This is a genomic window from Streptococcus mitis, from assembly GCF_946190155.1.
GTDB classification, from domain to species: Bacteria; Bacillota; Bacilli; order Lactobacillales; family Streptococcaceae; genus Streptococcus; species Streptococcus mitis_CL.
The window spans coordinates 47,704-65,053 of record NZ_CAMHZL010000011.1 but is presented as its reverse complement, the minus strand read 5'-3'; the positions used below and the strand labels follow the sequence as shown (position 1 = coordinate 65,053).

At 39.6% G+C, this 17,350-nt stretch carries 17 protein-coding genes; 1 reads left to right on the top strand and 16 read right to left on the bottom strand.

Features of this window, described 5'->3' with window-relative positions:
- Positions 1–136 precede the first annotated feature (136 nt).
- From N8O80_RS08655 to pbp2a, 5 genes are all read right to left on the bottom strand, one after another.
- Positions 137–616: a sigma-70 RNA polymerase sigma factor region 4 domain-containing protein gene (locus N8O80_RS08655; protein ID WP_261027900.1), complete on the bottom strand. Its 480-nt coding sequence runs from the start codon at positions 614–616 to the stop codon at positions 137–139.
- A 120-nt stretch (positions 617–736) separates the two neighbouring features.
- Entirely contained in the window at positions 737–1,273 is a 537-nt protein-coding gene (gene nusG, locus N8O80_RS08650; protein WP_261027899.1) for a transcription termination/antitermination protein NusG, read from the bottom strand.
- A gap of 53 nt (positions 1,274–1,326) precedes the next feature.
- The gene (secE, locus tag N8O80_RS08645) at positions 1,327–1,503 is read right to left on the bottom strand and encodes a preprotein translocase subunit SecE (RefSeq protein WP_001210990.1); all 177 of its coding nucleotides are present in this window, start codon (positions 1,501–1,503) and stop codon (positions 1,327–1,329) included.
- Between the two features lie 9 nt (positions 1,504–1,512).
- Entirely contained in the window at positions 1,513–1,665 is a 153-nt protein-coding gene (gene rpmG, locus N8O80_RS08640) for a 50S ribosomal protein L33 (protein ID WP_001809375.1), read from the bottom strand.
- 52 nt (positions 1,666–1,717) lie between these two features.
- Positions 1,718–3,913, bottom strand: a complete 2,196-nt coding sequence (pbp2a, locus tag N8O80_RS08635) for a penicillin-binding protein PBP2A (protein WP_261027897.1) — start codon at positions 3,911–3,913, stop codon at positions 1,718–1,720.
- A gap of 86 nt (positions 3,914–3,999) precedes the next feature.
- On the opposite strand from pbp2a, the gene N8O80_RS08630 reads away from it, so the two are divergent.
- Positions 4,000–4,875, top strand: a complete 876-nt coding sequence (locus tag N8O80_RS08630; RefSeq protein WP_314732586.1) for an RluA family pseudouridine synthase — start codon at positions 4,000–4,002, stop codon at positions 4,873–4,875.
- Positions 4,876–4,946: 71 nt separating this feature from the next.
- Here N8O80_RS08630 and gap read toward each other — a convergent pair whose 3' ends face one another.
- From gap to jag, 11 genes are all read right to left on the bottom strand, one after another.
- A complete protein-coding gene (gene gap / locus N8O80_RS08625) occupies positions 4,947–5,954 on the bottom strand; it encodes a type I glyceraldehyde-3-phosphate dehydrogenase (RefSeq protein WP_000260685.1) in 1,008 nt (335 codons plus the stop codon).
- 176 nt (positions 5,955–6,130) lie between these two features.
- Positions 6,131–7,432 (bottom strand): ABC transporter permease, encoded by a 1,302-nt coding sequence (locus N8O80_RS08620; RefSeq protein WP_261027895.1) that lies wholly within the window; start codon positions 7,430–7,432, stop codon positions 6,131–6,133.
- Positions 7,401–8,084 carry an ABC transporter ATP-binding protein gene (locus tag N8O80_RS08615; protein ID WP_218493775.1) on the bottom strand — a complete coding sequence of 228 codons (684 nt, stop codon included), beginning with the start codon at positions 8,082–8,084 and terminating at the stop codon, positions 7,401–7,403. The genes N8O80_RS08620 and N8O80_RS08615 overlap by 32 nt, the downstream gene beginning before the upstream one ends.
- 210 nt (positions 8,085–8,294) lie before the next feature.
- Positions 8,295–9,206 (bottom strand): helix-turn-helix domain-containing protein, encoded by a 912-nt coding sequence (locus tag N8O80_RS08610; protein ID WP_261027893.1) that lies wholly within the window; start codon positions 9,204–9,206, stop codon positions 8,295–8,297.
- A gap of 131 nt (positions 9,207–9,337) precedes the next feature.
- Entirely contained in the window at positions 9,338–11,989 is a 2,652-nt protein-coding gene (gene adhE / locus N8O80_RS08605; RefSeq protein ID WP_261027892.1) for a bifunctional acetaldehyde-CoA/alcohol dehydrogenase, read from the bottom strand.
- Positions 11,990–12,288: 299 nt separating this feature from the next.
- Entirely contained in the window at positions 12,289–12,699 is a 411-nt protein-coding gene (locus N8O80_RS08600) for an MORN repeat-containing protein (protein ID WP_261027890.1), read from the bottom strand.
- A complete protein-coding gene (locus N8O80_RS08595) occupies positions 12,686–13,129 on the bottom strand; it encodes a low molecular weight protein-tyrosine-phosphatase (protein ID WP_261027889.1) in 444 nt (147 codons plus the stop codon). The genes N8O80_RS08600 and N8O80_RS08595 overlap by 14 nt, the downstream gene beginning before the upstream one ends.
- Before the next feature lie 46 nt (positions 13,130–13,175).
- On the bottom strand, positions 13,176–13,475 hold the full coding sequence (gene yajC, locus N8O80_RS08590; protein ID WP_001069289.1) for a preprotein translocase subunit YajC: 300 nt from the start codon (positions 13,473–13,475) through the stop codon (positions 13,176–13,178).
- 116 nt (positions 13,476–13,591) lie between these two features.
- Positions 13,592–15,568, bottom strand: coding sequence for a transketolase (gene tkt / locus N8O80_RS08585; RefSeq protein WP_261027886.1), 1,977 nt, complete (start codon positions 15,566–15,568; stop codon positions 13,592–13,594).
- Between the two features lie 116 nt (positions 15,569–15,684).
- Complete coding sequence (locus N8O80_RS08580; RefSeq protein ID WP_125867438.1) at positions 15,685–16,308, bottom strand: ribonuclease P; 624 nt, start codon at positions 16,306–16,308, stop codon at positions 15,685–15,687.
- 50 nt (positions 16,309–16,358) lie between these two features.
- Positions 16,359–17,348 carry an RNA-binding cell elongation regulator Jag/EloR gene (gene jag / locus N8O80_RS08575; RefSeq protein WP_261027879.1) on the bottom strand — a complete coding sequence of 330 codons (990 nt, stop codon included), beginning with the start codon at positions 17,346–17,348 and terminating at the stop codon, positions 16,359–16,361.
- Between the last annotated feature and the right edge of the window lie 2 nt (positions 17,349–17,350).

Here is a 17,350-nt window from a genome sequence, read left to right as displayed (position 1 = left end):
TGTTACCGCCGTGAAAAGGCGGTGTCTTAACCCCTTGACCAACGGACCTGAGTTGTTTTCAACTCTTACTATTATACAGACTTTTTCAGACTTGTCAACTACTTTTTCTGTTTTTTTCTTTTTTTTGCATAGCTTCTTACCGAGTACGGATATCAAACTCCTTAAACACAATACGTAAGTCTCTTAATACTCTTTGACGCCCTCGGAAGCGTTCATTTCTTAAGACGCGTTCTAACTCTTCTTGTTTGTCTTTACTTTGTTTGTTTCTATAATCTCTTAGTATCTCATGAAAGAGATAATACTCATCTAGCCAGAGACCTCCCTCGCTTATACGATGACTAATCTCACCTACTTCTTCATAAGGTTCTTTATCATATCTACGCTTCTGGCTTTCTTGTTTACGGATATAGTCTAAAATTCGATTACGGAATTTAGTTTTGAAGTATTTACGTAAACGAGGAATATCTTCTCCCAGCTCTTCTTCTCTACTAATCAATTCATGTAAACAAATCATACCCTCTTGGTCCCAATCCGATAGCTCCCATAAATGAAGGTAATATTCATTTCTACACTTATACACAATTCCCTGGACTTCTTTATACAATTCTTTAAACATAACGTCCCCCTTTCTAGATACACTCTAACAGATTCAGAATCACTTTTGTCCCATTTCATCCATTCTGCACTCTTTAGCTCCTCAACTGCACAAAAAAGAGAGGGCATGCCTCTCTCAGGGTTATAATTCTGCAATTTGGTTTAGGTTTACTTCTGCAACTGTGTCATTACCAAATATAGAAATAATCATCTTCACTTTATTGTTATCAATCTCTGTAATCTTACCAGTATAGTCTGCAAAAGCACCATCAATGATACGTACAGTTTGACCAACTTCAACATCGATATCAAACTCTTGTACAGTTTGTCCCATAGAAACCAAGATATCACGGATTTCTTGTTCCAATAATGGAGTTGGTTTTGATCTATTTCCGTGAGATCCGACGAATCCTGTAACGTTTGGTGTGTTTCGGACAACAAACCAAGCTTCATCTGTCATGACCATTTCTACAAGAACATAACCTGGAAAGCGATTTTCTTCCACTTCTTTTCTCTTTCCATTTTTTTCAACTTGCACTGTTTGTGTTGGAATTTCAACACGTAGAATGTTATCCAACATATTGTAGGTTTGTGCACGTTGTAATAGATTTTCTTTTACCTTATTTTCATAACCAGAATAAGTTTGTAAAACAAACCATCCTTTATCAAAACTATCCATGATACTTCCTTTCATAATAGAAGATTTCTAGCGTGAATAACTCCACAGGTCTTCTAAAAAATGTTAATAAATCGAATCAAACCTGAAACAATCAACTTGTCAAAAATATAAATAATCACAACAAAGAAAGCAGTGTATTCCATGATAGAACGAAAATCTCTCCAGCTTTCCTTGCGAGTTGGCCATGTTGTGTCTTTAAGAAGTCTAAAAATATCTCCAATAAAACGCATCGCTCTCTCCTATCTCGTTTCTCTGTGTGTAGTGTACTTACCACAATGTTTACAAAATTTATTTACTTCTAGTCGTGTTGGCTTGGGGTTTCCGCTGATCTTGATTGAATAGTTTCTTGAACCACAAACCGCACAAGCTAGGCTTGCTTTTTTTAGTGCCATAACGCCTCCATCTTATCTATTATAACAAGAAAGCCAGGCTTTGACAAGCATCTTAACGAAATAGATTGACTACCGAATCCCATATTGTTTGAGCTTTTTCCTTAATCTTCGCATCCGAGATAGCACGACTGGCCTCATCCACTAGATTTTGTGCACGACTTCTAATATCAGAAAGGCTATTATCCGCCTGATTTTCTTCATTACTCTGTACTTGATTTCTTGTATTGGCTGGTGCAATTCCATTTTGCTTATACGCATTTTCAACTGTAAAGGTACTTCCTGGCGTATAAGGTAAAATGGTATTAGCAATGTTTCTAAAGACATGAGCTGCACCGTTTGAAGTAGATCCTGCTAGATAGTGATTTTCATCAGTGGTAGGGAAACCAAGCCAGTGACTAATCACTACATCCGGAGTATAACCAATTACCCACTGGTCACTTGTGTATTCCGGATTGAAAACAGCTTCAGTTGTTCCAGTTTTTCCTGCCATGACATAGTCTGCAGGCGATGAACTAATACCTGTTCCGTTTGTAAATGTTCCCAACATCATACTGGTCATCTTGTCAGCTACAGACTTATCAATCACCCGTTTTTGTGAATTTTTATGGCTCGCAATGACCTGACCACTAGCATTTTCAATTCTACTAATAAAATGAGCTTCCGGCATTAATCCTTCATTTGCAAAGGCAGCATATGCTTGAGCCATTTGAAGAGGGTTGGTTTCAACACCGCTTCCCAAGGCGACACCAAGAACACGATCGACTTTTTCCATGTTGAGTCCGAATTTCTCGCCCGCCTCAAAAGCCTTATCAATGCCCAAATCATTAACAGTGGCAACAGCAGGTAGATTAAGCGATTCTGCCAGGGCTTGATACATAGGAACTTCTGGACTCGTTTTGATCCCTGCATAGTTATCAACCTTATAGCTGTCATACTGCATGGTATGGTTATCCAACTGCTTATTCAAAGCCCAGCCAGCTTCAACTGCAGGCGTATAAACAACTAAAGGCTTAATTGTAGAACCAGGGCTACGTTTTGATTGAGTTGCATAGTTGAAATTCCGGAATCCAGTTTTATCATTGCCAGCAACCTGACCGACAACTCCACGAACTCCACCTGTTTTCGGTTCGAGAGCTACACTTCCTGATTGAGCAAATGTTCCATCCTCTGCCCTCGGAAATAGCGATGTATTTTCATAGACAACCTGCATATTTGCTTGGTAGTTTTGGTCCAGCTCTGTATAAATGCGGTAGCCATTATTGACAATTTCTTCCTCTGTTAGATTATACTTGGAAACGGCTTCGTTAACCACCGCATCAAAGTAAGAAGGATAGCGGTAATCTGAGATTTTTCCTTCATACTGATCGTGCAATTGCGAAGTCATATCAACTTCTGCAGCTTCGGTTTCTTGGTTTTTATCAATGTAACCCGCTGCAAGCATATTTTGCAAGACAGTATCACGACGATTGGTAGAATCTTCTACGGAATTCAAGGGATTATACAGTTCCGGTCCTTTGAGCATCCCTGCCAGAGTCGCAGCTTGATCCAAACTCACTTCTGACGCAGAAACTCCAAAGTATTTCTTACTCGCATCTTCTACCCCCCACACACCATTTCCAAAATAAGCATTGTTAAGGTACATTGTTAGAATTTGATCCTTACTATATTTTTTTGTTAATTCTAAGGCAAGGAAAAATTCTTTCGCTTTTCTCTCAACAGTTTGATCCTGTGATAGATAGGCGTTTTTGGCCAGCTGTTGGGTAATAGTAGAACCACCACCTGAACGACCAGCAGTGATAATCGCCAAGAAGAAACGACCATAGTTAATCCCGTCATTTTTATAGAAAGAACGGTCTTCTGTCGCAATAACGGCGTTCTGCAAATTTTTACTGATATCAGTCAATTCAACATAAGTTCCTTTTTGACCAGACAAGGCACCAGCCTCCTTTTCTTCACGGTCAAAAATGAGAGTTCGAGTTTTCAAGGCATTTTGCAAATCATTGACATTGGTTGACTTGGCTACAGCAAACAAATAGGTTCCAACTAGCAAGCCTGCACTCAAACCTAGTATAAGGACAATCTTTGTTAGATGATAGCGACGCCAGAATTTTCGAATCGGACCCACTTGGGCTAATTTTTTTCGATCACTGCGAGAACGACGCAAGCTAGTAGACCCAGAATCCTCTGATTCACTTGTTTCTTTTTTAAAAAGAGAAAGAAATTTCTCAAACAATTTATCTAATTTCATGCGTTTATTTTATCATCTTCATCATAGGAAGACAAGAATTTAGCTATTTCCTATCCAAATAGGGCTTTTTTTGTTACAATATCTGTATGCAATTCACATTTACATTACCAGACTCTCTACTTCAAATGACGGTAAAGCAATTACTTGAGGAACAACTCCTCATCCCTAGAAAAATCCGTCATTTTTTGAGAATCAAGAAACATATTTTGATAAATCAAGAAGAAGTCCACTGGAACGAGATGGTAAATCCTGGAGATGTTTGCCAGTTAACTTTTGACGAGGAAGATTATCCCGAAAAAGAAATTCCTTGGGGCAACCCAAACCTCGTTCAAGAAGTTTATCAAGATCAACATTTGATTATTGTGAACAAACCAGAGGGGATGAAAACGCATGGTAATCAGCCAAACGAAATCGCCCTTCTTAACCATGTCAGTGCCTATGTTGGCCAAACCTGCTATGTCGTTCATCGTCTGGACATGGAAACCAGTGGTTTGGTTCTCTTTGCCAAAAATCCTTTTATCCTGCCTATTCTCAATCGCTTACTGGAGAAAAAAGAGATTTCTAGGGAATACTGGGCACTAGTTGATGGAAATATCAGCAGCAAAGAGCTTGTTTTCAGGGACAAAATCGGACGTGATCGCCATGATCGCAGAAAGCGAATAGTTGATACAAAAAATGGACAATATGCTGAAACGCATGTAAGCAGATTAAAGCAATTTCCAAACAAAACTTCCTTGGTTCGTTGCAAGCTAAAGACAGGTAGAACACATCAAATTCGTGTGCACCTTTCGCATCATAACTTCCCGATCCTAGGTGACCCTCTCTATAATAGTAAATCAAAATCAAGTCGGCTTATGCTTCATGCCTTTCGACTTTCCTTTACCCATCCACTTACTTTAGAAAAATTAAGTTTCACTGCCCTTTCAGATACCTTTGAAAAAGAATTAAAAAAGAATGGATGATTGTCGTGCCATCCATTTTTCCATATAAGAAAAGCAAGACCAAGAGGCCTTGCTTTTTATCGACTCAAGAATTATTTAGCGATTTTTGCGAAGTATTCAAGAGTACGAACAAGTTGTGCAGTGTATGACATTTCGTTGTCGTACCATGATACAACTTTAACCAATTGTTTACCGTCAACGTCAAGAACTTTAGTTTGAGTTGCGTCAAACAATGAACCGTAAGACATACCTACGATATCTGAAGATACGATTGGATCTTCTGTGTAACCGTATGATTCGTTTGAAGCTGCTTTCATAGCTGCGTTCACTTCATCAACAGTAACGTTCTTTTCAAGAACTGCTACCAATTCAGTAACTGATCCAGTTGGAGTTGGAACGCGTTGTGCAGATCCGTCAAGTTTACCGTTCAATTCTGGGATTACAAGACCGATAGCTTTTGCAGCACCAGTTGAGTTAGGAACGATGTTTGCAGCACCAGCGCGAGCACGGCGAAGATCACCACCACGGTGTGGTCCGTCAAGGATCATTTGGTCACCAGTGTAAGCGTGGATAGTAGTCATCAATCCTTCAACAACACCAAAGTTGTCTTGAAGAGCTTTAGCCATTGGAGCCAAGCAGTTTGTAGTACATGAAGCACCTGAGATAACTGTTTCAGTACCGTCAAGAACGTCGTGGTTAGTGTTGAATACAACTGTTTTAACGTCGTTTCCACCAGGAGCAGTGATAACAACTTTTTTAGCTCCACCTTTAAGGTGTTTTTCAGCTGCTTCTTTCTTAGCAAAGAAACCAGTAGCTTCAAGAACGATTTCTACACCGTCAGTAGCCCAGTCGATTTGTTCTGGATCACGTTCAGCAGAAACTTTAACGAATTTACCGTTAACTTCGAATCCACCTTCTTTAACTTCAACAGTACCGTCGAAACGACCTTGAGTTGTGTCGTATTTCAACAAGTGTGCAAGCATAACTGGATCTGTAAGGTCGTTGATGCGTGTAACTTCAACACCTTCTACGTTTTGGATACGACGGAAAGCAAGACGACCGATACGTCCGAAACCGTTAATACCAACTTTAACTACCATTAGTGATTTCCTCCTTATGAAAATCATGAAATTTTTATTGTGAAAAGAGTAACTTGAATCACTACAAATCACCTTTCAACAAACCTATTATATAACTATTTAAATTTAATTGCAAGTACGGGCATTGTTTTTCTATGTCAGTTTCTTTTTAAGGCTATAAATCAAGAACTCCCTTACTATTCATATCGTAGCGATTCTACAGGATCCATTTTACTAATTTTACGTGCTGGGAAGTAGGCTGAGACATAACCAAGTAATAGAGCGAAAGCTAGAGTTCCTAAAATAGATAGAAGATTTAATTCAAAAACCTTAGTGATGGATGGGTAAAAGTGATTTACAACCGCATTCGCCAAACTTCCCACCCCTTGTGCAACCAAAAATGCCAGCAGTAAGGCAATACCTACAATCCAGATAGCCTCGTAAATAAAAATTCCTTTGACATCACGATTTTGATAACCAACTGCCTTCATGACGCCTATTTCCTTAGAACGTTGCATGATATTGATGTAAATGATGATACCAATCATGACTGCTGCTACCACAATAGCTTGTGATGAAAGTACAATCAACAATCCCTGAATGACACGAATAAAAGTAATCACAATATCAAGAACCTTCTGTTGAGAAAGAACAGTATACTTCTTGTTTTTCTGAAATTCTTCTGTTATCGCTTTTGTTTGTGATGGATCTTTGAGTTCCAAGATAAAATAAGATACAGCTTTTGTAAATCCAGCTTCTTTCAAAATCATTTCCATTTGATGAGACGGCATGAAACTGTTGCTGTCCTCCATGTCATCTTCATCATTGATTACACGTACAATCTTCGTTTGAAATTGAGCAGTCTTGCTAGCTTCGGCAGCATTTTCTACAATACTTGCTGAGACTGATTTGCCAATAACATCACTAGCTGTCAGATTTTTTCCTGTCTGTTCATTCCAACTTTTTAGTAAACTGATTGGAATCGTTAATCCTTGTTCATTTGTATCAGTATAGAGGGAACCGGCTAATACTTTTTCCGCCTCATTACTACTAACAGAGATACTTGTATCCTCATAGAGACTCACTACTTGAGCATAAGAAGGCATCGTTTGACTCAGGTCTATTTCTTGCCCATCTATAGTAATATTTGACATGGTCATACCAAAAGGACTCTCCAAATATTTAATAGCTTCTTTCCCAACTGTATCCGTGATATAGTTCTTATCATCTTGATTCAAAAAGCCTCGTCCAGCATTCTCTGTATTTAAAGCAATCTGAACTTGAGAAGGAATTTGACCTCCATTCGTATTTTCATCAATCATCGAAATCAAAGCATTTCCCAAGCCAAAAGAAATTAAGACTCCTACAAAACCGATTGAGGTTGCTAGCGCAATCAATAGGTTACGCCACTTTCTTTCCATAAAGTTATTTAAAGAAAGTTTGAATTTATTTTTCAATGATAATCCTTTATTTTTTGACTTCTTCAACGACTTCACCATCCTTCATTTTGATAATCACGTCTGCATATTCAGCAACCTCTGGATTATGGGTTACAATCAATACTGTTTTCCCTGTTTGGGCTAAATTTTTAAATACCTCCAATACCATTTCTTGGGATTGAGAATCCAGCGAACCCGTTGGCTCATCTGCTACAATCATATCTGGCTGATTTACCAGTGCACGCGCGATTGCTACGCGTTGCTTTTGCCCACCAGAAAGCTGTTTAACATTTTTAGCCATAAAAGGCTCCATGCCCAAGTTACTTAATTGCTCCTTTGCAATCATTGTCATCTCCCTGTCAGATAAATCTTTGACATAGAGAGGTAGCTTGACATTGTCCAAGACAGACTGATGAGGAATGAGGTTAAAGTTTTGAAACACAAATCCAATCTTATCTTTACGAAATTGAGTTAGTTCAATCTCTGATAAGTCACGGAGGGATTCCCCTTTAAATTCTAAAACTCCTTCATATTGTCTGTCTAAACCGCTGATGATGTTTAGCAAGCTAGTTTTGCCACAGCCTGACGGTCCGTAAATCGCTGTAATTTTACCTTTTGCAATCTGCAGGTTAATATTTCTTAGAGCCTGCTCTTGATGTTTACCGTCCAAAGTGTAAAACTTTGAAATATTTTTAATGGATAAAATGGACATTCTTTCCCCCTTATTTAAAACTGTTATCGTCATACATCATACTGATAGAAAATCCTTCAAGCTACATCAGCGCTGATTTACCCTTTAAGCCTACTACTTAGAACTTTCTCTCTATTCCCTAGTTTGCTTCTGGATGTATATCAAGTAAAATTCATTTTAACAAAAAAGCGACATTTCTCCAATGACAGAAATGTCACTCCTATAAACCCTTTAATGATATCTTTCTAGATCCTCGGCCCATTCATTATCTAAACTAACGATTAACTTCTCATTACCAAACATCCTCGCCATCATTTTTGCTTCTTCATACTTTTGTTTTGCTGTATCATAGTCGGTATGAATATAATATTTCCACTCCACCATCAAGACAATCGGTTGCTTTTGGAAATCTCGTGTTTTCTGCCCTATTTTATTTAAGGTCTCAACCGCTCTCTTAAAATAATGAAACAGCCCCATAATTTCTATACAAGTTAAAGAAGCTAACAAGGAATCTCTAAGCAAGTTCAAACGATCGAACTCTATCTTATCAACCTGAGAACTTAATTTGTCATGAAAACAAAGAATGGTTTCATGCTCAGATTCTTTTATCTCACCCACATTTAAACCATCCATTAACTGACAGTTGAAATACAGTCTCAATTTCAACAAGTCCACGGCTTTATATACATCTCTGGATAGTAAGTCTTGAAGACCGTCCTCAATCACACCGCTTCCGTATAAGGAATTACTAGTCGCCCTCACCTCATCTATGGCTTGAAGACAATCCACTATCACTTTCTCATCACGTGGCAAATCATCATAAAAACATTCAAAAATCTCATCGAAATATTCTTCCTTCTGCTCCTGCAACTCCTTGTCTCCATAGTCAGGGTGATGTAAAAGAAAGTACTTTAATTCTTGGTAACGCTTGGGTAATTCCTTATAGTCTGGCATCAAGACATAGGACGGAATTTCTAATCGATCTGCAATATATTCTAGTGTTTTTATCGTCGGGCGAAATTCTCCTTTTTCAATGCGCACTAACTGACGGACTGACAGTTCTGACTCATCTCCACAAAAAACAGGGCGTCTAAGTCCTTTCTCTTCTCTAAGAAGTCTTACCTTTTCCCCTAGCTCATTCATCTCTTACATTTCTCCCTCGCATGATTATAAAAGATTTGATTTTCAAATAAATATATGCGATGATTATACCATTTTTCAAATAGAATTACAAAAAAGAGACAGGATAACTCCTGCCTCTAGGCTGATAACAATTATTTACGGCGTCCTGGTCTTTCTTTGTAACCATAGTAAGAATCTTCGATGATTTCTTGCATGTGGTCAACCATTGGAAGACGTGGGTTAGCTGGTGAACATTGGTCTTCATAAGCAAGGAAGGCCAATTCACGAGAATGTTCTTTCCATTCTTTTTCATCGATTCCTTGTGCTTTGAAGTTCATTTGGATACCTACGCGCTCACCAAGTTCGTAGACAGCTTTTGCGTAAGATTCCACACCTTCTTCTGGAGTAGAAGCTGGAAGGCCAAGCATGCGTGCGATATCTTGGTATTTTTCATCTGCACGGTAGTAGTTGTACTTAGGCCATGTTGCTGTCTTAGCTGGACGTGTACCGTTGTAGCGGATGACGTATGGAAGCAAGATAGCATTAGTACGACCGTGGATTGTGTGGAATTGCGCACCAATCTTATGGGCCATTGAGTGAGAAATACCTAGGAAGGCATTGGCAAAGGCCATACCAGCAATTGTTGAAGCGTTATGCATTTTCTCACGTGAGTGGAAGTCTGCATTCTTAACTGAGCTTTCAAGGTTTTCAAATACAAGTTTGATGGCTTGAAGTGCAAGACCGTCAGTGTAGTCGCTAGCCATTTGTGATACGTAAGCTTCAGTCGCGTGGGTCAATACGTCCATACCAGTGTCCGCTGCAACAAATCCAGGAACTGTCAATACCAAGGCAGGGTCTACGATTGCCACAGTTGGTGTCAATGAGTAGTCAGCGATTGGGTATTTACGGTTGTTTGCTTTATCAGAGATAACGGCAAATGGTGTTACTTCAGATCCTGTACCAGATGTTGTTGGGATTGCGATGAATTTAGTCTTCTTACCAAGCAATGGGAATTTGAAGGCACGTTTACGGATATCCATGAATTTTTGAACAAGGTCACGGAAGTCCACTTCGGGTTGTTCGTAGAAGAGCCACATTACTTTAGCAGCATCCATTGGTGAACCACCACCAAGAGCGATGATTGTATCTGGTTTGAAGGCACGCATAATCTCAGTACCACGTTCAACTGTAGTGATATCTGGATCCGGTTCTACATCTGCAAAGATTTGGTAAACCACCTTATTGCGACGAAGGTCAAGCTGTTCGATGATACGATCAAGGAAGCCAAGCTCTACCATAGCGTGGTCAGTAACGATCATGACACGCTCAACGTCACGACATTTTTGAAGGTATTGAATTGAATCACGTTCAAAGTATGTTTTTGAAGGAAGTTTCATCCATTGCATGTTATTTCTCCGTCTTCCGACTTTTTTGATATTCAAGAGGTTAATGGCGCTAACGTTATCCCCAACTGAGTTACGTCCGTAAGAACCACATCCGAGTGTCAATGATGGCAAGAAGGCATTGTAAACGTCCCCGATACCACCGAAAGTAGAAGGTGAGTTACAGATAACACGAATAGCTTTAACAGCTTTACCAAATTCTTTAGTCAATTCTTCGTCAGCTGTGTGGATAGCTGCTGAGTGTCCAAGACCGTTAAATTCAACCATTTGACGAGCCTTAGTAATACCATCTTCACGGCTTTCAGATTTCAAAACTGCGATAACTGGTGACAATTTTTCACGAGTCAATGGCTCATTTTCACCAACTTCTTTACATTCAGCAGCAAGAATGTTTGTTCCTTCTGGAACTGTAAATCCTGCTTGTTCTGCAATCCAAGTTGCTGGTTTACCAACGATGTCAGCATTCAATTTTGCACCAGCACAGTTTTTGCTGTTTGCTTTCACGCCGAAGCAGAATTCTTCAAGAAGTGCTTTTTCTTTTTTGTTTACAAAGTAAGTGTGGTATGATTTGAACTCTGCTACAAATTCATCGTAAATTTCTTTGTCAATGATAACCGCTTGCTCTGAGGCACAGACCATACCGTTGTCAAATGATTTAGACATGACGATATCGTGTGCAGCTTGGCGAATGTTTGCTGATTTTTCAACATAAGCTGGAACGTTTCCGGCACCTACTCCAAGAGCTGGTTTACCACATGAGTATGCAGCTTTAACCATGGCATTACCACCTGTTGCAAGGATTGTTGCAACACCTTCGTGGTTCATCAGCGCACTAGTTGCTTCCATAGATGGTTCAGTAATCCACTGTACACAGTTTTCAGGAGCACCTGCTTTAATCGCAACATCACGAACGATTTGAGCTGCGTGAGCTGATGATTCTTGAGCTGATGGGTGGAAGGCAAAGACGATTGGATTACGGGTCTTCAATGAAATCAATGCCTTAAAGATTGCTGTTGATGTTGGGTTTGTTGTTGGAGTGATACCACAAACAACGCCAACTGGTTCAGCGATAAGGGTCAAACCTGTTACATCGTCTTCTTCGATAACACCAACTGTTTTAGTGTGGCGCATGTTGTTTACTACGTGTTCACAAGCAAATAAGTTCTTAGTTGCTTTGTCTTCAAATACACCACGTCCTGTTTCTTCATAGGCATGTAGAGCCAATTCTCCGTGGGCATCCAAAGCTGCCACTGACGCTTTAGCTACGATGTAGTCGACCTGTTCTTGGTCGAGTTTACGCATTTCCTCAAGAGCAACTAAAGCTTTTTGCACCAAGCCGTCGACATGCTTTTCAGCAGCGAGTTTCTTTTCTTCTGGTGTCACAGTTTTTTTATCAGCCATATTTTCCTCCATAGCTTTCAAGGATTGATATCCTTTGTTAATTTTTTCACAAGTTTATTATAACGCATTATTTCAACTTTGTAAACAGTTTCATAAACATTTCACAAAGAATTTTTTATTGTTTGTGAATTTTTTCTCATTTTCTTTACTTATCACGTTTTTTCTTTAGAGTTTGTGAAAATTATTTCAAAATTTTTTTATTTCACAAACTTACTTGGAAGAGGGATTTGGAAAGAGATAGATTTTCTAGTAAGCGCTTACTTAAGCATTCTAACAATACCTCCTGTGATAAGGAGGCTTTATTTTTGTTGAAAAACGCCTTGTTTAAAAGTCCCTTCATAAACGACTTCTTGTTCTGTTGTTAGTTTCCCTTTTCCTTCAACCTGACCATTTACAAAATCACCTTCGTAGGTCCAGCCTTCTTTAGATTGAAAGGTACCTTTTCCGTTGAAGGCTCCATTGTTGAAACCACCAGTATACTGGTCCCCATTTTGGAAAGTAATGGTACCTTGGCCATTCATTTTACCACGTACAAGACTGCCGTCGTAAACAATCGTTCCATTATCAAGCTTTAGAACACCTTTTCCGGGAATATTTAGAAAAAAGACGAGTACAGCACAAAAAACAATCGTAACTACTGCCAAAAGCTCTAAACGTGGACGAGTCAGATAGACACGATACTTTTCGTAAAAATTCTTAAGATTTTCCATCTTCACTCTCCTTTTCTAAACGTTCTAACCAAGCTTGACAACCCTCTTGAACACGCTGATAGGTTTCTTCAAAATCTCCTGTATACCAAGGATCTGGAACACTTTCATATGCAAATGAGTAAATCTTATCTTGACAGTCTACTGGACACATCTGACGTAAGTCAGAAACATTTGAAGCGTCCATTCCGATAATATAATCAAAGGCTTCAAAATCTTCCTTACTAATTTGAAGCGATGTTTTGGCTTTGTCGTAAGGAATCTGATACTGTTGAAAAATCCCTTGCGTTCCCTTATGAATCTGATTGCCATGTTCCCAAGAAGAAGTCGCTCGACTTTGGATTTCATAATTATCTGTCATTGATTTCATAACAAACTCGGCCATAGGACTACGGCAAATATTCCCCAGACAGACAAAGACTAGTTTTTTCATCCCATTTCCTTTCTTTTATAGAAAAACGGGAGTTAGTAATCCCGTCTTATTTTTCAATTGCACCTTCGAGTGAAGCTGTTTCTTTCAGCGGTAGTACTGTCTTGATAGCAGCTAGTTCAAAAGTCAAGTAAACTCCATCTACATCAAGAACAATCGTTCTCTTCTCCGTATCTACTTCATCAACTGTTCCGTAAAGTCCACCGATTGTAATCACTTCATAGCCCTTTTGTAGTTTGTTTAAGCTTTCCATACGTTTTTGTGCTTGTTTCTTTTGAGAGCGTTGCATAAAGAACATCAAGCCTAACATCGCCACAAGCATGATTAAAAATGTATAATTTGGATTCATTTTCTTCTCCTTTGTCTTTTACATAGGACTACTATATCAAATTTCAGCTACTTTTACAAGATTGTACCTTGCTTTTCTAACAAGAAAAACCAGAGCTTGCGCCCTGATTTTTAGGATTATTTCAAATTTTGAACGACTTTTACAAGATTTTCGACGGTAAAGCCATATTCTGCCAATACTTTTGGTGCTGGGGCAGAGGCTCCAAAGGTATCAATACCAAGAACAGCACCATCTAGTCCAACATATTTGTACCAGTTTTGAGTTGCACCCATTTCGACTGCAACACGACGGCGAACTGCATTTGGAAGAATTTCTTCCTTGTATGCTGCATCTTGTTTATCAAAGACATCTGTAGATGGCATGCTGACTACACGGACTTTTGCTCCTTGACTAGCCAATTCTTTGGCAGCTGAGACAGCAAGATTAACCTCTGAACCTGTTGCAATCAAGATGGTATCAAAGTCGGCTGCATTTTCATAGACAACATAAGCACCTTTAGCAACCTTGTCGAAGTCTGTTCCCTCTTCAACAGTCAAGTTTTGACGTGTCAAGACAAGGGCAGTTGGTGTTTTCTCACTTGTCACTGCAAGGTACCAAGCTGCTTGCGTTTCACGCGCATCTGCTGGACGGAAAACATTTAGATTTGGCATAGCACGAAGACCTGCTAAGTGCTCAACTGGTTCGTGCGTTGGACCATCTTCCCCTACCGCAATAGAATCGTGGGTAAAGACATAAGTCACAGGAAGACCTTGCAAGGCTGACAAGCGAACAGCTGCCTTCACATAGTCAGAGAAGACGAAGAAAGTTCCACCGTATACACGAAGTCCACCGTGAAGGGCCATCCCGTTCAAGATCGTTCCCATTGCAAATTCACGAACACCAAACTGAATGTTACGGTTCAAGCGATTAGCATCGTCTTGAAGTCCGTCAGTCTTGATATAAGTCATGTTTGAGTGAGCTAGGTCAGCTGATCCACCTAAGAAGGTTGGTAACTTAGCTGCCACAACGTTCAAAGCATCCTGACTCGAGTTACGAGTTGCTTGAGAAAAACCATTTTCTAAGACTGGGAAGTCTGCTGGAGTCACTTCAACTGGATCACGTCCATCAATAATGGCTTCTACTTCTGCAGCCAGTTCTGGATGAGCCTTTTTATAGTTAGCAACTAATTTAGTCCAAGCTTCATAAGCTGATGCGCCACGATCTGCAACATTTTCTTTGAAATCAGCATAAACTTCAGCTGGAATTTCAAATGGTTCATAATCCCAACCAAGTGCTTGGCGAGTTGCTGCAGTTTCATCTGCTCCAAGAGGAGCACCGTGTACGGCATTAGTTCCTTGTTTGTTTGGAGAACCGTATCCAATAACCGTCTTCACTTCAATCAAAGATGGTTTGCCTGAAGCTTTAGCTGTTTCGATAGCAGCTTGGATTGCTTCCAAGTCTGTTCCATCTTCAACCAAGGCAGTATGCCAACCGTAGGCATTGTAACGGTCACGAACACTTTCTGTAAAGGAATCCTTTGTCTCACCATCCAAGTTGATGTCATTTGAATCATAAAGGACAACCAACTTATCAAGTTTTTGCAGACCTGCGTATGAAGCCGCCTCACTTGAGACACCTTCCATCAAGTCTCCGTCTCCACAGATAACGTAAGTATAGTGGTCAAAGATATTGTAGCCTTCGCGGTTATATTTGGCTGCCAAAAATCGTTCTGCTTGGGCAAAACCAGTGGCAGTTGAAATCCCTTGACCTAAAGGACCTGTTGTAGCATCAATTCCTGCTGTATGGCCAAATTCTGGGTGACCTGGTGTTTTTGAACCCCATTGACGGAAGCTCTTGATCTCATCCATGCTGACATCTTCAAAACCAGAAAGATGAAGAAGGGCATAAAGGAGCATTGAACCATGGCCTGCTGAAAGAATAAAGCGGTCACGGTTAATCCAGTTTGGTTGAGCTGGATTGATACGAAGTTGTTTTGTAAAGAGGCTGTATGCCATCGGAGCCGCTCCCATAACAACACCTGGGTGACCTGAGTTGGCTTTGTTGATAGCGTCAATACCTAGGAAACGAATTGCATTAACAGATAGATTTGACATAGAATTTCCTTTCTATTTGAGGTGATTAGTGAATCACACATTCTATTTTACTATTATATGAAAAAATACATAGAATAGCAATTAAACAATTCGACGCTAGATAAGTCTCCTATTTTCTACTCTCTTGTCGCCTGATAGTAGGGAAGTAAGCGTTCATAAGCATCTTCTAATTTTTCTAAAATCACTTCTAATGATTGGGTTTCTACAAAAGAAACATCTGCTTTAACTAACACTTTTCGGATTTCTTGACCGCCTATCTTCTCGACTAAGATCTGACGATTTTCTTCGTTCGCCTCCCACCGTTGACTTTGGCCATCAGAGTAGACTAGATAATAAATCCCTTCAACGGTTGGAATTTCTAAAACTTTGGCCTGCTTGCCTAGAGTTTGCTCATCTTTCTTGCGCTCGATGAAACTGACTTCTAAGGAAATACCAAAATCAGAGGGTACTCCATACAAACGAAGAGCCAACATAGGTTCTGTCACTTTCCCCTCACGCTGTAGATAAACCCAGAAGTGCGGTCGCAAGCGCTGCGCTTGGTTCATCCACTGGCTAGTCTGTTGGAGTTGCCATTTTGGATGGCTTGCTTGAAAGGCTTTGGCTAGCTCTGTAAAAGCCTTTCGTGCCTCTTGACCTTTGTGGCGCAATTCCAGCATTTTCTCTCGTTCTTCTCCTGCTCTATCAGGATTACGGTACTGCAAACCAGCAAAGTCTAAATAATCTCTTATCTTATTCAACATTAGTTTAATCTCCTCCAGCTAGCAAAAAATCAGGATAACCCTGATTTTGTTTATTCTGTATCTACAACGACATAGCGATTTGGCTCATCACCTTCAGAGTAACTGGTCACGCCATCCATACGTGAAATAATACGATGGATAATCTTGCGTTCGCTATTCGACATTGGATCTGTCTGATGACTGCGCCCTTCTTCTAAAACACGAGTCGCCAATTTTTGAGCATAGGTCTGCAAGACTTCTGCACGATGTTCAACATAATCATTGACATTAATAGTAATGTAGAAGGTTCTTGAATAGCGGTTATAAAGATAATTTTGAGCCAATAGTTGCAAGGCCTTCAAAACTTTACCATGATAACCAATAATACGCCCTGGCTCATTTGTATCAATTTGTAAATTGATGCTACGACGGTTATAATCATTTGAAATCGTCGCCTCAACGTCCATATCATCAATGATTGTCTGGACATAAGTCGTTACTTCCGTAGCTACTTGTTCAATATCAAAGCTCGGTTCCACCTTTAAGCCCAAATCTTCTAATTCTTGACTTTCAGTTTGTTCAGCTTGACTCTCAACAGTAGGAATTTCTACTTCTTCTCCTAGGCCAGCTTCTTCAAGCTGTAATTCATTTAAAATCTCAATATGCCCAGTTTCTTCTAAGATGGTGCTTGCATGTTTTTCATTTTTCAAGATTTCAGCCTTGACTTCATCAGAAACCCCTTGGCCTTCTTCTTCAATCTTTTTAATTGCTTCAACAACATGCCCCAAATCAACGGTTGCTTCACTGACCGTTTTGACCGGTTCATTTTGTTCATTGATTTCTTTAGGAACACCCTTAATAGCTTGTTGATTTGCTTTAATGACAGTTGTTTCACTAATAGCATCGATATCCACTTGGGCTGGTTTTTTACCAAATAAACCAAGAAACCCTTTTTTCTCACGAGAAATGACTTTGATGTGAGCCTTCAATCTTGGGATATCTAATTCTTTCAATCCTTTCTGGATTGCTTCTTCAACAGTTGAACCTGTAAATACTACCATTA

Bases quoted from the DNA above. Each gene is read 5' to 3' on its own strand.
- N8O80_RS08580 (WP_125867438.1), bottom strand. From the start codon at position 16,308: ATGTTGAATAAGATAAGAGATTATTTAGACTTTGCTGGTTTGCAGTAC.
- pbp2a (WP_261027897.1), bottom strand. From the start codon at position 3,913: ATGAAATTAGATAAATTGTTTGAGAAATTTCTTTCTCTTTTTAAAAAA.
- N8O80_RS08595 (WP_261027889.1), bottom strand. From the start codon at position 13,129: ATGAAAAAACTAGTCTTTGTCTGTCTGGGGAATATTTGCCGTAGTCCT.
- N8O80_RS08610 (WP_261027893.1), bottom strand. From the start codon at position 9,206: ATGAATGAGCTAGGGGAAAAGGTAAGACTTCTTAGAGAAGAGAAAGGA.
- nusG (WP_261027899.1), bottom strand. From the start codon at position 1,273: ATGGATAGTTTTGATAAAGGATGGTTTGTTTTACAAACTTATTCTGGT.
- rpmG (WP_001809375.1), bottom strand. From the start codon at position 1,665: ATGGCACTAAAAAAAGCAAGCCTAGCTTGTGCGGTTTGTGGTTCAAGA.
- N8O80_RS08630 (WP_314732586.1), top strand. From the start codon at position 4,000: ATGCAATTCACATTTACATTACCAGACTCTCTACTTCAAATGACGGTA.
- yajC (WP_001069289.1), bottom strand. From the start codon at position 13,475: ATGAATCCAAATTATACATTTTTAATCATGCTTGTGGCGATGTTAGGC.
- N8O80_RS08615 (WP_218493775.1), bottom strand. From the start codon at position 8,084: ATGTCCATTTTATCCATTAAAAATATTTCAAAGTTTTACACTTTGGAC.
- jag (WP_261027879.1), bottom strand. From the start codon at position 17,348: ATGGTAGTATTTACAGGTTCAACTGTTGAAGAAGCAATCCAGAAAGGA.
- adhE (WP_261027892.1), bottom strand. From the start codon at position 11,989: ATGGCTGATAAAAAAACTGTGACACCAGAAGAAAAGAAACTCGCTGCT.
- N8O80_RS08655 (WP_261027900.1), bottom strand. From the start codon at position 616: ATGTTTAAAGAATTGTATAAAGAAGTCCAGGGAATTGTGTATAAGTGT.
- N8O80_RS08600 (WP_261027890.1), bottom strand. From the start codon at position 12,699: ATGGAAAATCTTAAGAATTTTTACGAAAAGTATCGTGTCTATCTGACT.
- N8O80_RS08620 (WP_261027895.1), bottom strand. From the start codon at position 7,432: ATGGTGAAGTCGTTGAAGAAGTCAAAAAATAAAGGATTATCATTGAAA.
- secE (WP_001210990.1), bottom strand. From the start codon at position 1,503: ATGCGTTTTATTGGAGATATTTTTAGACTTCTTAAAGACACAACATGG.
- gap (WP_000260685.1), bottom strand. From the start codon at position 5,954: ATGGTAGTTAAAGTTGGTATTAACGGTTTCGGACGTATCGGTCGTCTT.
- tkt (WP_261027886.1), bottom strand. From the start codon at position 15,568: ATGTCAAATCTATCTGTTAATGCAATTCGTTTCCTAGGTATTGACGCT.